General features: G+C 68.2%; 10 protein-coding genes. 4 read left to right on the forward strand and 6 right to left on the reverse strand.

Going from position 1 to position 14,244, the window contains the following annotated elements:
* Positions 1-24: 24 nt before the first annotated feature.
* A complete protein-coding gene (locus H0B54_RS24900) occupies positions 25-357 on the reverse strand; it encodes a DUF1491 family protein (RefSeq protein WP_014197577.1) in 333 nt (110 codons plus the stop codon).
* A 66-nt stretch (positions 358-423) separates the two neighbouring features.
* On the opposite strand from H0B54_RS24900, the gene H0B54_RS24905 reads away from it, so the two are divergent.
* Positions 424-1,878 (forward strand): tetratricopeptide repeat protein, encoded by a 1,455-nt coding sequence (locus H0B54_RS24905; RefSeq protein ID WP_188262558.1) that lies wholly within the window; start codon positions 424-426, stop codon positions 1,876-1,878.
* On the opposite strand, the gene H0B54_RS24910 is transcribed toward H0B54_RS24905, so the two are convergent.
* Positions 1,851-2,069, reverse strand: coding sequence for a hypothetical protein (locus H0B54_RS24910; protein ID WP_343069030.1), 219 nt, complete (start codon positions 2,067-2,069; stop codon positions 1,851-1,853). The genes H0B54_RS24905 and H0B54_RS24910 overlap by 28 nt on opposite strands.
* Before the next feature lie 325 nt (positions 2,070-2,394).
* Between H0B54_RS24910 and H0B54_RS24915 the strand changes: the two genes are divergently transcribed.
* From H0B54_RS24915 to H0B54_RS24925, 3 genes are all read left to right on the forward strand, one after another.
* A complete protein-coding gene (locus tag H0B54_RS24915) occupies positions 2,395-5,820 on the forward strand; it encodes a flagellar hook-basal body complex protein (protein WP_188262560.1) in 3,426 nt (1,141 codons plus the stop codon).
* Positions 5,821-5,912: 92 nt separating this feature from the next.
* Complete coding sequence (gene flgK, locus H0B54_RS24920; protein WP_188262561.1) at positions 5,913-7,319, forward strand: flagellar hook-associated protein FlgK; 1,407 nt, start codon at positions 5,913-5,915, stop codon at positions 7,317-7,319.
* Positions 7,316-9,394 (forward strand): flagellin N-terminal helical domain-containing protein, encoded by a 2,079-nt coding sequence (locus H0B54_RS24925; RefSeq protein ID WP_188262562.1) that lies wholly within the window; start codon positions 7,316-7,318, stop codon positions 9,392-9,394. Before flgK ends, H0B54_RS24925 begins: the two co-directional genes overlap by 4 nt.
* Before the next feature lie 154 nt (positions 9,395-9,548).
* Here H0B54_RS24925 and H0B54_RS24930 read toward each other — a convergent pair whose 3' ends face one another.
* From H0B54_RS24930 to H0B54_RS24945, 4 genes are all read right to left on the reverse strand, one after another.
* Positions 9,549-10,037, reverse strand: coding sequence for a flagellar biosynthesis regulator FlaF (locus H0B54_RS24930; protein WP_188262563.1), 489 nt, complete (start codon positions 10,035-10,037; stop codon positions 9,549-9,551).
* 92 nt (positions 10,038-10,129) lie between these two features.
* Positions 10,130-11,128 (reverse strand): glycosyltransferase family 9 protein, encoded by a 999-nt coding sequence (locus H0B54_RS24935; RefSeq protein WP_246472782.1) that lies wholly within the window; start codon positions 11,126-11,128, stop codon positions 10,130-10,132.
* A 10-nt stretch (positions 11,129-11,138) separates the two neighbouring features.
* Complete coding sequence (lptF, locus tag H0B54_RS24940) at positions 11,139-12,260, reverse strand: LPS export ABC transporter permease LptF (RefSeq protein WP_188262565.1); 1,122 nt, start codon at positions 12,258-12,260, stop codon at positions 11,139-11,141.
* A 120-nt stretch (positions 12,261-12,380) separates the two neighbouring features.
* Complete coding sequence (locus tag H0B54_RS24945; protein WP_188262566.1) at positions 12,381-14,093, reverse strand: methyl-accepting chemotaxis protein; 1,713 nt, start codon at positions 14,091-14,093, stop codon at positions 12,381-12,383.
* Positions 14,094-14,244 lie beyond the last annotated feature (151 nt).

The following is a 14,244-nucleotide window of genomic DNA, read 5'->3' on the forward strand; positions in this document are numbered from 1 at the left end:
CGGCCACTGCCCCGGGGAGGGCGGTCAGCGCACCTCGCCCTCGAACCAGTGGCGGCCCTTGCGGTCCTCCACCTCGATCACCCAGACGTCGGGGTCGTAGCGGGTCTGGCGGGCGATGTAGGCGTCGGCGGTGGCCTCGTCCACCGGCTCGGCACCGGTGCCGCGCGACCAGCGCAGCCGCTCCTCGTCGCGCACCTGGACCAGCACGCTGAAGGTCCGATCCAGCCGGTTCAGTTTCAGGATGACCGTCCCGCGGCTGGGGTCCCCCTTGCGCAGAACCATCATCGTGACGCCCTCGGCATCGGCGGCGCGGATGTGCGCCATCACCCAGAGATGCGTCGGCAGGCGGTCATCCATGGAAATCCTCGCTCCGGGAAGGTCCGGGGGCTCGCCTTCGGCAAAGCCCCGGTGTAGACAACGGGCATGGCGACACTCCTGGACGTTCTCGACGCCGCCGTCAACCACCACATGGCCGGGCGCCTCGCCGAGGCGGCGCAGGACTACCGCGTCGTGCTGGCGGTGGAGCCGGCGCAGCCCGACGCCCTGCATCTGCTCGGCGTGATGGAGGCGCAGCGCGGCGCCCACGCCGCGGCGGAGGCGCTGATCGCCCGCTCGCTGCGACTCCGCCCCCACGCGGCGGCGCCCTGGGCCAACCTCGGCGGCGCCCTGCGCATGCTGGGCGAAGCGGAGCGGGCCGACGCCGCGCTGACCCGCGCCCTGGCCCTTGACCCGGCCTTGGCCGACGCCCTGACCAACCTGGGTTCGGTGCGCCACGCGCTCTCCGACTACCCCGCCGCGTTGGCGTGGCTGGAGCGCGCGGAGCGCCTGCGCCCCGGCCATCCGGACACGGCGCTCAACCGCGGCGTCGTGCTGCGCGACGCGCGCCGCTTCGCGGACTCCGACGCCTGCCTGGACGCCCTGCTGGCCTCCCGTCCCGAGCACGCCGACGCGCATCTGGCGCGTGCCGTCAGCCGGTTGGTGCGGGGCGACCTGCGCGCCGGATGGGACGAGTTCGAGTGGCGCCCGCGCCGCCTGCCCGCCCCGCCCTGGGGCGGGGAGCCGCTGGAGGGCCGGCGCATCCTGCTGCACGCCGAGCAGGGGTTCGGCGACACCATCCAGTTCGCCCGTTACGCCCCGCTGGTGGCCCGCGCCGGGGGGCGGGTGATCCTGGACGTGCACCCGCTGCAGTTCCGTCTGCTGCGGTCGCTGGGACCGGACATCGAAGTGCTGGTGCGCGGTCCCGCCCCGGCGCCGCACGACCTCCACTGCCCGTTGATGAGCCTGCCACGCGCCTTCGGCACCGATCTGACGAGCATCCCCGCGCCTCCCGCCTACCTCGCCGCCGAGGCGGACGAGGTGGCGCGCTGGGGCCGCCGGATCGCCGAGGTTGATACGGGAACGGGTTCGGGGCCGCGTGTCGGCCTCGTCTGGGCGGGCAACCCCAATCACCGCAACGACCGCAACCGCTCCATCCCCGTCGAGCGGCTGGCCCCGCTGCTCGACACGCCGGGCCCCCGTCTGTTCAGCCTTCAGACCGGCGATGCCAAAGCGGCCCGGCCCGCCGCCCTGCCCGACCTGACCGCGGGCATCCGCGACTTCGCCGACAGCGCGGCCATCCTGGCGAATCTGGACCTCGTGATCGCGGTGGACACGGCGACGATCCACTTGGCCGGAGCGCTCGGCGTCCCGGCGTGGCTGATGCTGCCCTACGCGCCGGACTGGCGCTGGCTGCTCGACCGTGCGGACAGCCCCTGGTACCCGTCGCTCCGCCTGTTCCGCCAGTCCCGCCCCGGCGACTGGGACAGCGTCCTGCGCGCCGTCGCCACGGAGCTGGAGCGGTTCGCCGCCGCTCAGTTGGCGCCGCAGAAGCAGTCGTAGGGATCGTTCCCGCTCCAGGCTGGAAGAGGCACCGCGGCCGGCAGCGCCGGCATCTCCGCCGCCAGCAGGGTGGCGTTGAAGGCGGCCACATCGAAGGCCTGCGGATCCGGAAGATCGAAGTGGAGCGGCGCGTTGCTCAGCGCATGCCCCAGAAGGGCCGCCCCCAGCAACGGTATCAGAAGTTGCTCCACACGGTCCAAACCGCCCTCCCCCAGCGGCCCCACCGCCGGCGTGTGTCCCGTTTCCTCCCCCCTTTTACCGCAGCCCCCGCCCGGCCACGCCCTGTCCTTAGGTCATATCGGTCGGTCGGACCGAGGGGACGGGAGCTTTCTTCCCTCCCCCGCACAGGCTGCTAGGCCAATTTTTCCCAGCGCGCGGCAAAAAGGGGGCCAGCGCGGTCGTCTCAGAGGCTTATTCATATAAATCAGTGCGTTAGGGAAGACCAGGAAGTTGGCATCGTCCTTGCTTACCCGAATGGCAACGATTTATGCCCTTTCCGCGTGGAGATCCCTGGCCATGAGCATCTTCGGTTCGATGACCACCGCCGTCCTCGGCCTGAGCGCGCAGTCGAAGGCCCTCGGTCACATCTCTGACAACATCGCCAACGCCTCGACGGTCGGCTACAAGCGGGTCAACACCGCCTTCGAGACGCTGGTGCTCCAGTCCAACGAGCGGTTGCACGCACCGGGCGGCGTGACGGCGGCGCCGGTCTTCATGAACAACATCCAGGGCAACCTGACCCAGGTGCAGAGCCCGACCAACGCCGCCATTCAGGGCCAGGGCTTCTTCAGCGTGTCCAAGCTCAGCCGCGGCCTGACCGGTCCCGGTCAGCAGGGCGAGACGGTGCAGACCCAGACCGGCACGCTGAACGCCGACAACGTCTATTACACCCGCGTCGGCGACTTCGAGCTGGACAAGAACCGCTATCTGGTGAACAGCGCCGGCTTTGCGCTGAACGGCTGGGTCGTGGACGACGTGACCGGCCAGTTGAAGAAGGACGTGGTGCAGCCGCTGCAGGTCAACACCCTGACCGACAAGCCGCAGTCGACCAACAGCATCACGCTGGGCGCCAACCTGCCGGCCACCCCGACGCCGGGCGTGCCCATCCCGTCCTCCAGCATCCAGGTCTACGACACCCAGGGCAACGCCCGGACCATCCAGTTCAACTGGCGCCAGGATGCCGCCAACGCGTGGCGCCTGGGCATCGAGGCGCCGGGCAGCTCGACGCAGCCGGTCGCCGGCTCCTTCACCGGCGGCGCCGCCTCCATGGCGGCGGGCAGCCAAGTGTCCGGCGTGACCCCAGTGGCCCAGGTCAGCCAGGTGCTGGTCAACGGCACGACCTCCTTCCCGTCCTCGTCGGTCACCATCGGTGGCCGCACCAATTATTACCCGGACGGCACGTCGCAGGACAACATCCGGGTCGGCGACACCTACACCCTGAACATCAATGGCGGCCCCGCTATCACGGTCGCGGTGACCGCCGGGAACATCGGGAGCTATTCAAGCTACCAAGATGTCGCCGCCGCCTTGATGGACCAGATCAATGCGCTGTCTCCTGCCCTCTACCAAGCCAGGCTGGACGACAAAGACAACCGTAGAATAATCGTCGAAACGACGGGAACCAACCCCACGCCGGTTGAGATTTCGGGGACCTTCAACAACACCACGCCACAAACCAGCACGATCAGCGGTCCCTCAACCAACTCGACCGGTTCGGTCAGCGGCGACCAGCGCAGCACCTTCACCTTCTCCACCGCCGCCATTGACGTTGGCGACGAGTTCCGCATCACGGTGGCTGGCACCGAGTTCAAGACGCGCGTCACCTCGGCCAACATCGGCACGCTGCTCAACGTCAACGGTGTGGTCGCCGATCTGGCCAACCAGATCAACACCGCCGTGCCGCCGCTGGGCATCAATGCCCTGATTGGCACGGCCACGGTTCCCCCCGGCACGGCCAACCAGCTCGTGCTGGACGGCACGGCAATAACGCAGACCTTCACGGCCACTTATGGCGTGACCAACGCCGACAGCCGTAAGAACAGCATCACCGCCTCCACCCCCGTGGACTACTCGACAATGACGGCGACCACCACCCAGCTCCCCGCCCCCGGCGTGGTCGAGATCACCCAGGTCGATTTCCCGACAGCAGCAAGCTTGAAGGTGCCGGACCAGTATGTCGTCAACGTGCTGGGGACCGAGTTCAAGACCAGCATTTCCTACTCGAACATCAACACACTGAAGGATATGGAAGGGGTCGTGGACGATCTGGTGACGCAGATCAACGGCGCCGGATTGGCGGTATCCGCTGCGCGCAACGCCGCAGGCGATCTGGTGCTGACGGCCATCAATCCTAATGATCCCCTGAACGTCAGCGCCAACAATCTGAACATCACCGCCACCGACAACGTGCGGGTCGGCGACAGCTACACCGTGCGGGTGGACGGCGTGCCCTACGCGGTCTCGGTGACCGCGGACAACATCCTGACCATGGGGACCTATGGCGGCATCGCCAACGCGCTGGCGGCCCAGATCAACTCGGCCCGCCCGCAGGCGCCGGTCATCGCGTCGGTCGTGAACTCACAATTGCAGGTCACCGCCCGCAACCCCGGCACGCCCTTCAAGATCGACCAGGAATACACATCGGGCGCGGCCTCCAACAACCAGGTGACCGGCCCGACGATCAGCGCGCCGACGGACGCGCGCGGCCAGCGCCAGGAGTTCTCCTATCCGCAGACGCAGATCGACATCGGCGACGTCTATTCGGTGTCGGTCGACGGAACGCCGATCTCAGTGAAGGTGGACAAGTCCAACTTCGGAAACTTCCAGGACATCAACGGCGTTCTTCAGGAATTGGCCAACCGCGTCAACGCCGCCAACCTGAACGTCGTCGCCACGGCGACCGGCGGCCGGCTGACCCTCACCCACAACACCTCGACCACCGGCAAGTTCGAGGCGAAGGCCAGCATACAGAACGCCACCGGCAGCTCCGGCACGCTGACCGCCTCCACCACCACCTCCAACGTGGCGGGGGTGCGGCAGTCGGAATCGGTGACGCTGACCGGCACGCCGGGCGACAAGGACGCCGAATACACGGTCATCGTCAACGGCTCGCCGATCACCTACCGGACGACGGGTGAGGAGACCTCGATGGAGACCATCGCGGCCAGCCTCGCCAATCTGGTGAACAAGAACACCTCCTTGCCGGTGACCGCCAGTGCCGAGGGCAGCGTGCTGAAGCTCGTCGCCAAGACGGCGAGCGGCACCGCCGCCGACCAATTCTTGCTGGAAACCGCCGCCCAAGCCGGCACCACCCCCGCGCACGTCCTGCTGAACTTCGGCACCGATCCCGGCAACGTCGGCACCATCACCAGCGTCAGCACGGCGAAAGTCGGCACCGGCACGGCGGTAACGTCCGCCAACCAGGGGCTGGGGGCGGACGCCAACGTGACCTTCACGGTGGATTACGGCTTCGGCCCGCAGCAGATCACGCTGAACCTCGGCCAGATCGGCAAGTCGGGCGGCGTCACCCAGTTCGCCGGCAGTGAGATCAACGTGCGCGAGCTGGTGCAGGACGGCGCCTCGCGCGGCCAGTACAAGGAGGTGGTCTACGGCGACAACGGCGACGTCATCGTGAACTACGACAACGGCCGCAGCCGCACCATCGGGCGCATTCCCGTGGTCACCTTCAACAACCCCAACGCCCTGCAGCGCGAGGCGGGCGGCGTCTACATCGAGACGGACGACGGCGGCCGGCCGAACTTCAACGACCCCGACACCAACGGGGCCGGCGCGGTGGTCGCGAACAGCGTGGAGTCCTCCAACGTGGACATCGCGGACGAGTTCACCAAGCTGATCGTCACCCAGCGCACCTACTCTGCCAACACCAAGATCGTCACGACCTCCGACGAGATGCTCCAGGAAGTCCTCGGGCTGAAGCGCTAAGCGCGGTTCCGATCCGGCGGGCGGCCGCGTGATCCGCGGCCCGCCCGGCCAACAGCAGCCCGCTTTCCCCGTAGACGAAAGGTCCAACGGCCATGTCCCTCTTCGGCGCCCTCGGCAGCGCGACAGCCGGCCTCCGTGCGGTCCAGGCCCAGGTGAAGCTGGTCTCGGACAACGTCGCCCGCGCCGACGATCCCACCCGCACCCGGCACACCGTGTCGAACGTGCTGGATTCCAACGGGTTCGTCCTCACCTCCCAGTACCGCCGCGAGGTCGATTCCGCCCTGCTCAGCCAGGTGCAGGATTTGACCGCGCGCGAGGGCTCCTCGGCCGCCAAATCGTCCTACATGCAGAAGCTGGGCGACCTGCTGCGCACGACCAGCGGCAAGCCGCAGTTGAACGAATACGCCGAAGCCTTCCAGACCGCTTGGAAGGCGGTGGAGACCTCTCCGGAAAGCGAGGTCGCTCAGTACCAGCTCATCCAGGCCGCCGACACCTTCTCGCGCGAGATCGTGCGGGTGTCCCAGGGCGTGGAGGACATGGACCGCGAGATTCAGGGCGACCTCGGCCAGTCGGTCGGCGAGGTGAACCGGCTGCTGAAGGAAATCGAGAGCATCAACAACAACATCGTCTCGCTGCAGGGCTACGGCTCCGCCGGCAACGAGGTGGCCGACAAGCGCGACGGGCTGATCCGCGAGCTGAGCACCTACGTCGGCGTGCGCACGATGACCCGCCCGGACGGTCGCGTGGCCGTCTTCACCCCCACCGGGCTGGCGCTGGTCGACAGCCAGGCGGCAAATCTTTCCTATGACGGCGGCAATATTAACCTGACGGTGGGCAATCAAGTCACCAACGTCAACCAGCACCTGAAGGAAGGCAAGGTCGCCGCGCTGATGAACCTGCGCGCCGACGGTTCGGCCACCAACCCGCCGCAGCCGGCCAGCGCCGACCCGACCAACGAGGTGATCCGCAAGCTGCGCTCGCAGCTCGACGCCTACGCGCAGATGTTCACCGGCTCGACCAAGCCCGGCGAGCCCACCAGCTTCCGCGACGCCTACGACCAAGCGAAGACGGTGCCGGGCGAGGAAGGCACGCAGTTCTTCATGGGCAACGACCGCTTCACCATCCACGTGAACGAGAACCTGCTGAACAACAGCAAGAAGCTCAAGAGCGCGGCCGTCAAGGACGTGGTCACGGCGCTCGGCGCCACGGGCCGGACCTTCCAAGCCGACGGGCTGAAGCTGGAAGGCGCGTCCTTCAGCTCCATCACCAGCAACATCACCGGCGGCTGGATGTCCGCGGCCAAGACCGCGCTGGACAAGACCACGCTGGACAAGGACTCCCGCCAGATCCTGGAGGAGCGCTACCACGCGACGACCGGCGTCAACATCGACGAGGAAATCGCGAATCTGCAGCAGCTTCAGACCTCCTACGCCGCGTCGGCACGGGTCATGCAAGTGGCCAACACGATGTTTGACGCGCTGGAGGCGATCGTCCGATGAGCTCCATCACTCAAGTCAGCAGCTACGCCAAGTATCTCGGCTTGGTCCGCAATCTGACGAACGGCCAGAACCGGGTGGACACGCTCTCGGAGCAGTTGACCACCGGCAAGAAGTCCACCGACCTCAACGCCTACGGGGCCGAGACGCAGAAGCTGCTGGCTCTGCGCGCGGAGCTGACCCAGCGCGAGGCCTATGTCCAGAACATCAACACCGCGTCGCCGCGCGTGAAGGCGACCGACACGGTGCTGAACAGCCTGGAAAAGCTGGCCACGGACTGGCAGAGCAGCAACCTGATGCCGTTCCAGCCGGGCCCCGCCAGCGTCACCTCCCCCTTCAACAGCAACCCCGACGCGCTGAAGCTGACGGTCAACGGCGACAAGTCCACCTTCACCCAGAACGCCCGCTACACCGTGACCTCCATCCCGTCGAAGGACGGAGTCAACGGGTCGTTCGACGTGACGGTGACCGACGGGCTGGGCGGCAAGACCACCCGCACCATCAATCTGAAGACCGTGCCCCCCAGCGACGGCGGCGGCTACAACTTCAAGATCGATGGCGGCCCCGGCGAAGGCGCGGTCCTGAATCTGAGCTTCGACCAGCTCACCGCGGCTTCGAGCAGCACCTTCACGGTGAGCTGGCCCCAGGCCAACGACATGCGGGACCGGGTCGAGGGGGCGCTGCGCGACATCCAGCAGCTCCTGAACGAGCAGTTCGGCGACCGCTACCTGTTCGCCGGCTCGCGCTACGGCACGGAACCGGTCGGCGACCTGCTGGCCCAGCCGCAGTCCACCCGCGTGACGCTGAACGGGTCGATGGTCAACGCCGACGACTACTTCGAGGTGTCGATCGACGGCAAGCCCTTCGGCTATCAGGTCCAGCCGGGCGATCCGAAGACCGTCACCTTCGTCGCCAACACGCTGAACAGCCTGATCCAGTCGGCCAACCCGAAGCTGCCGATCATCGCCGCCGCGGCCAACGGCGTCATCTCGCTGATCAGCGAGGACCCGAGCCAGAAGTTCGACGTGAAGGCGCGCGTCCAGAACTCGATGAGCATCGACAATTCGATGACGGCGCCGACCACCACCCAGGCGGCCACCCTGCCGGCGCCCGCGGGCACCGGGCTGAAGCAGATCGACAGCTTCGCGCTGACCGGCGACGGCGTGGACATCGGCGACACCTACGAGATCAACGTCACCGTCGGCGACCCGGAGGACCCCTTCAACCGGAAATACTATTCGGAACACCCGGACGAGCCCGAGGACCTGCCGCCCTATCAGCAATACACGGTCCGCTACACGGTCACGGAGAAGGACTACAACAACGGCGTCACCGACGTGTCGAAGGTGGCCGACATGCTGCGCACCGAGCTCACGAAGACCAGCCCCGTGCCGCCGTTGGACATGAACGCGATCCTCGGCGACCTCGGCAAGGGGCCGACCATCGCGTTGACCGGCAACAGCACGATGGACCCGAACCATCCGTCGCGCGTGCAGCAGTTCACCACCTCGGTGCGGGCGGTCAACGGCCAGATCGACAACACCATCTCGGTCGCCACCCTGCCGTCGCAGGCCGACGCCCTGACCGACCTGCCCTACGTGGACCCGCCGGACCTGCCCTTCTACGATTCGGAATACATGTCGAACCGGCAGAACAGCAAGGCGTGGGACAAGGCCGCGGTCACCATCGACGACGGCCAGACGCTGACCTACGGCGTCACCAGCGACGACCGCGCTTTCCAGAAGCTGATCTCCGCCTTCCGCATGGCCCACGTCGCCGCGTCCAATCCCGGCAAGTACGAGGAGTACATCACCAAGTCGCGGGAGCTGATGGCCCAGGCCAAGGACGAGGTGCGGTCGGTGCACTCGAAGGTGGCGTCCGACCTCGCCACGCTGGAAGAGAAGAAAACCGCGCACACCACCGCGTCGGCCACGGTGGTCGAGCGCATCGCCGGCATCGAGGGCATCGACGAGACCGAGGTGGCGGCGCGGCTGCGCACCTCCATGAACGCGCTGGAGGCCGCCTACACGGTCGCCGGCCAGCGTCAGAAGCTGTCGCTGCTGAACTACATCGCTTGAGGCGCCAATGGCTCCCTCCCCTGCGGAGCGGGGGAGGCCTGCGGAGGGGGCAACACCCCCTTGGACAACGCTTCCGCCGCTTTTCCGACAGCCGCCGCCAAAACGAAACCGGCGCCCCGAAGGGCGCCGGTTTTTCGTTCGAAGCGTTCTGGCTTCAGATCGAGATCCGCAGCGACTGGCGCGGCGGCTGGCTGTCCGGAGCGGGAACCTGCGGGGCCATCGCCTGAGGGGCCATCGGAGGACGCGCCGCCTGCGAAGCCGGCGCGGGCTGACCCTGGGCGGGCGCGTCGGGACGGGCGGTCAGGCCGCTGGCCACCGACCGGTTGATGCTGATGAGCGTCTCCAGCTTCGACACATCCAGGTCGATCAGCCGGGCGACCGTCTCGCGATCGACCAGCAGCGACAGGGCGGCGATGTTCGTCCGCACCTCCGGCGGGTGGCCGCAATCATCCTCGGTCATCGCGGCCTGGAAGATCGTCCACAGGCGCTGGTTCAATTGCAGGGCGGCGCGGAGCGTCTCTTCGTTCACGGGGCTGCGCCCGGCATCGATCAGGCGTCGCGACGCCTCCGCCAAAGCCCAGGCCTCGACATCACGGGGATTGTCGGAGGTCGGCTTGTTCGCGTATGTCGGTGTCGGCTTCATTCCAAACCCTCGGGACAGGCCGCCGGACAGAGCAATGCTGAATCAGGTCCGGACCAAATGGATTGTCAGCGATCCTTCAATCCTTGTCAACTTTAGGGACCTGTCTCCGGTGATTTGCAAGGATTTGTCACGACTTCGCGCCATTCCTGAGTTGCCGGTCCAAGCAGTTCCTCCACCGCCCGTTCAACCGCTTCCACGGCGATGCCGTCCATCAGGCCGGTGGCCTGCGGATCGGCCTTCTGGCGGGCCAGAAGCTCGGACCGAGGAACCCGGCTGATCACGGTGCGCGCCGCCACGCCCCAGGGGCCGTAGGTCTCGGGGAAACCCGGCCCGAACAGCCCGACGGTCGGCGTGCCGGCGGCAGCGGCGATGTGCATCAGTCCGGAATCGTTGCCGATGTAGAGCGCCGCCCGGCGCACGCAGGCCGCCGCGGCCATCGGGTCGGTGCGCCCGGTCAGGTCGATGGCCCGATCGCCCAGCGCCTCCAGAACCGCCCGGGCACGCTCGCGTTCCGGCCCGGCGGCCAGGACGGCGACGCGCCGGCCGGACAGCCGGCCGCCGGGACCGGTCAGCCGCGCGGCGAGCTCGGCGAAGCGGTCCGCCGGCCATTCCTTGCCGGTCCAGTTCGCGGTCGGGCCGATCGCCAGGAACGGCTCCGCCCCGCCGGGCAGCAACCGGTCGGCCTCCGCCTCGGCCGCCGCGTCGATCCACAGGCGGGGGGAAGGCGGCGGGGACAGGCCCAGCACCCGCCCGATCTCCTCCACCTTGTGGAGATGCGGGGCGCGGGTGTGGAAGAAGCGGCGTTTCGCCAGGACGAGACGTCCGACCGCGGAGTTGCGCAGGTCCACCACCAGATCCCATCGCGTGCCGACGCAGGCGCGCCACAGGTCGATCCAATGCCGCGCCCAGGCCCGCTTCGGCATGGGAATCAGCCGGTCCAACCCCGGCACGGCACGGAACAGCGGCGCCGGCAGGGGACCGCAGGCGATGGTCAGCGCGGCGTCCGGATGGCGTTCGTTCAGATGGGCCAGCAGCCCGGTGGAGAGGACCGCGTCGCCCAGCCGGTTGGAAGTGATGAACAGGATGCGCAAGACCCGCCCCTCAGCCCGCCGCCGCTTCGCCGCTGGGCGGCACGCGCCGCCGCAGGTTGCGCGACAGAATCCAGGCCGCCGGCGCCAGGGCCGCCACCGGCAGCACATACATCAGCGGCACCAGCACGCTGACCTTGGCGGCGAGGCTGGACAGGCCGAGGACGGCGGCCTGGATCGACATGACCAACAGGACCGCGGTGGTGACGCGCACCGACTGGCCGCGCCGGTTGAACTCGCCCGACAGCAGGCTGGCCAGCGCCACCATGGTGTAGGCCAGCGCCAGCAAGGGCGAGGACAGGCGGTGATGCAGCTCCGCCAGCAGGTCCCGCATCATCTTCGGGTCCTCCGCCAACTGGGGGGGCGGGTGCAGAAGCTCGTCGGTGGAGCGTTCGCGGGCGTCCGGATAGCGCTCGCCGGTGGCGCTGCTCAACACTTTCAGGTCGACCGCGTAGCGTTCGAAGAAAAGCTGGGACAGCCGGTTGGTCTTGCGGTCCAGCTCCTGGCGGTTGCCGTTGTAGACGACGAAGCGCGCGCCCTCCGACCCGGTCAGCATCACCGCCCGCTCGCCCATGATCGTCACCGGCTTTTCCGGAACGCGCCCGTCATGGATGATCACGTTGTGCAGATTGGCGTCGCTGTCGCGCTCTCGGACGAAGACGCTGAAGCGGTCGCCCACCTCGTTGAACACGCCTTCGCGCAGGAACAGCTGCGAATAGTCGCTGCGCACGGCGTATTCCATGCGCACCAGCTCCTGGTGGGCGGCGGGAGTCAGCCACAGATTCAGCACATAGACGACCACCGTCACGCCGAAGGCCAGCAGCATCGCGGGCGCGGCCAGGGCGAAGGGGCCGACGCCGGCGGCGCGCATCACGACCAGCTCGCTGTCGGTTGCCAGCCGGTTGTAGGTGAACAGCACCGCCCCGACCAGCGCCAGCGGCAGCACGATGCCGAGAAAGGTCGGCACCGTCAGGACGAGCAGCCACAGGAACACCCGCATCGGCGCCCCGGCTTCCACCACCATCTCGATCAGCCGCAAGGACTGGCTCAGCCAGATCGTCAAGGTCAGGCCGGCCGTGGAATAGAGAAGGGCGATCAGAAGATTGCGGAAGAGATAGCGTTGCAGTCGGTTCATGTGCTTGCGTCGCGGGGAAGCCCGGCGAGAAGCTGACGGGCTCGGGCGTCCGGGTCAAGTGTTGATCGGGCCGAAGACCCGGCGCGCCGAACTTTTGCTCCTCAAGGCGCCCCCGCCGCGTCAGGCCGTGCGCACCGCGGTCAGGAACACCTCCACCTTGCTGCGCAGCCCGTCCGCCTGATCGGACAGCGATCCCGCCGCCTCCAGCACGTTGCGGGCGGCACTGCCGGTCTCGCTGGCCGCCCGGTTCACGTCGGCGATGTTGGAGGTCACGTCCTGCGTGCCGACGGCGGCCTGCTGGATGTTGCGGGCGATCTCCCGCGTCGCCGCCTGCTGCTGCTCCACCGCCGCGGCGATGGTCGAGGCGACCTCGCTGATTCGCCCGATGGTGCCCATCACGTCGCCGATCGAGGCCACCGCCCCCTCGGTCTCGCTGCGGACGGAGACGATCTTCGCCGCGATCTCGTCGGTGGCGCGGGTGGTCTGGTCGGCCAGCGCCTTGACCTCCGCCGCCACCACGGCGAAGCCCTTGCCCATCTCGCCGGCCCGCGCCGCCTCGATGGTGGCGTTCAGCGCCAGCAGCCGGGTCTGGGAGGCCACCTGGGTGATGAGGTCGATCACCGCGACGATTTCCGCCGAGGCGCTGGCGAGGCTGCGCATCGCCTGATCGGCGCGCTCGGCCTTGTGCACCGCCTCGTCGGCGATGGCGGTGCTGCTGGCGACCTGCCGCCCGATCTCCTGGACCGACGCGGCCAGCTCCTCCGTGGCGGTGGCGACCGTCTGCACGTTGGCGCTGGCCTGTTCCGACGCGCCGGCCACGGTCACCGACTGGCGGGAGGTCTGCTCCGCCGTGGCGGCGAGTTGGCTGGCCGTCGCCTTCATCTGCACCGCGGCGGCGGAGACCGATCCGAGCACGGCCGCCGCCTCGCGGTCGAAGCGGCCGGTCAGCTCCTCGATGGCGCGGGCGCGGCGGGCGCGGACATCCTGCTCCGCGTGCTCGCGCTCCGCGGCCTGCCGCGCGGCGATCATGTTGTCCTTGAAGACCAGGACGGCCTTGGCCATCTGCCCGATCTCGTCGCCCCGCCCGGTGGCCGGCACAGGGGTCCCGGAGTCGCCGTCGGCCAGCCGCCGCATCGCCTCCGTCATGGCGCCCAAGGGCCGCACGATCGAGCGCGAGGTCAGCAGAACCGCCGCCGCCGCGATCAGCAGCCCCAGAGTCAGCAGAACCGCCTGCACCATCACCAGACGGTCGGCGCCCTGGATCATCCCCTCCGTGTCGGCTTGAAGCAGGGCGCGCTGGCGTGGGATCAGGCCGCTGGCGTCGTTCGAGCGGGCGTCGCCGACCAGCAGGCTCATGACTTGGTTGGCGCGCGGGATCGCGTCGTCGTTCAGGGAATTCAGCGCCCCCATCTGGTCGCCGATGGTGCCCAGCGATTCGGCCATGTCCTGATCGCGGCGCAGATGGTCGAGCAGCGGCTTCACCGCGTCCCAGGTGGCCTGGACCTGCGGGTCGGACCAGCGGGCCGACAGACCGTCCATTTCCTGGCGCAGCGCGTCGATGCGGTCCCACGCAACGTTGCGCTCCTGCTTCAGATCCTCGCGGTTGGTCAGCAGGTAGCCCTGCATGGCCGCGTTGGTGGCGGTGACCGCCGCGACGATGCCCTGCCCGGCCAGCGCCGTCGGCATGCGGACATCGGCCACAAGGCGGCTGAGCGTCTTCCCATTGTCGGTCAGCAGCAGGCCGGTGCCGACCGTCACCACCAGCACCGCGATCACCGCCGCGAAGCCGATGGACAGCCGCTGGCCAATCCGCAGATTGCCGAGTGCCTTCATTCGTTCCTCCCGTGCAGCACCCTTTGTCGGACGCTTCTTTTTCGACCGGACGTTGCCGCGTCGGCCGTTGCCTTCAGTCAGGAACGAATGATGGACCAACAAACATTAAGGGAGTGTTTCCAGCGTCGCGCTCGGCTGTCGCCGCTGGCGG

It is taken from the genome of Azospirillum tabaci (assembly GCF_014596085.1).
GTDB lineage: Bacteria > Pseudomonadota > Alphaproteobacteria > Azospirillales > Azospirillaceae > Azospirillum > Azospirillum tabaci.

Coding starts and splice junctions, on each gene's coding strand:
- H0B54_RS24945 (WP_188262566.1), bottom strand. CDS start 14,093: ATGAAGGCACTCGGCAATCTGCGGATTGGCCAGCGGCTGTCCATCGGC.
- H0B54_RS24930 (WP_188262563.1), bottom strand. CDS start 10,037: ATGAAGCCGACACCGACATACGCGAACAAGCCGACCTCCGACAATCCC.
- H0B54_RS24900 (WP_014197577.1), bottom strand. CDS start 357: ATGGATGACCGCCTGCCGACGCATCTCTGGGTGATGGCGCACATCCGC.
- H0B54_RS24925 (WP_188262562.1), top strand. CDS start 7,316: ATGAGCTCCATCACTCAAGTCAGCAGCTACGCCAAGTATCTCGGCTTG.
- lptF (WP_188262565.1), bottom strand. CDS start 12,260: ATGAACCGACTGCAACGCTATCTCTTCCGCAATCTTCTGATCGCCCTT.
- H0B54_RS24915 (WP_188262560.1), top strand. CDS start 2,395: ATGAGCATCTTCGGTTCGATGACCACCGCCGTCCTCGGCCTGAGCGCG.
- H0B54_RS24905 (WP_188262558.1), top strand. CDS start 424: ATGGCGACACTCCTGGACGTTCTCGACGCCGCCGTCAACCACCACATG.
- flgK (WP_188262561.1), top strand. CDS start 5,913: ATGTCCCTCTTCGGCGCCCTCGGCAGCGCGACAGCCGGCCTCCGTGCG.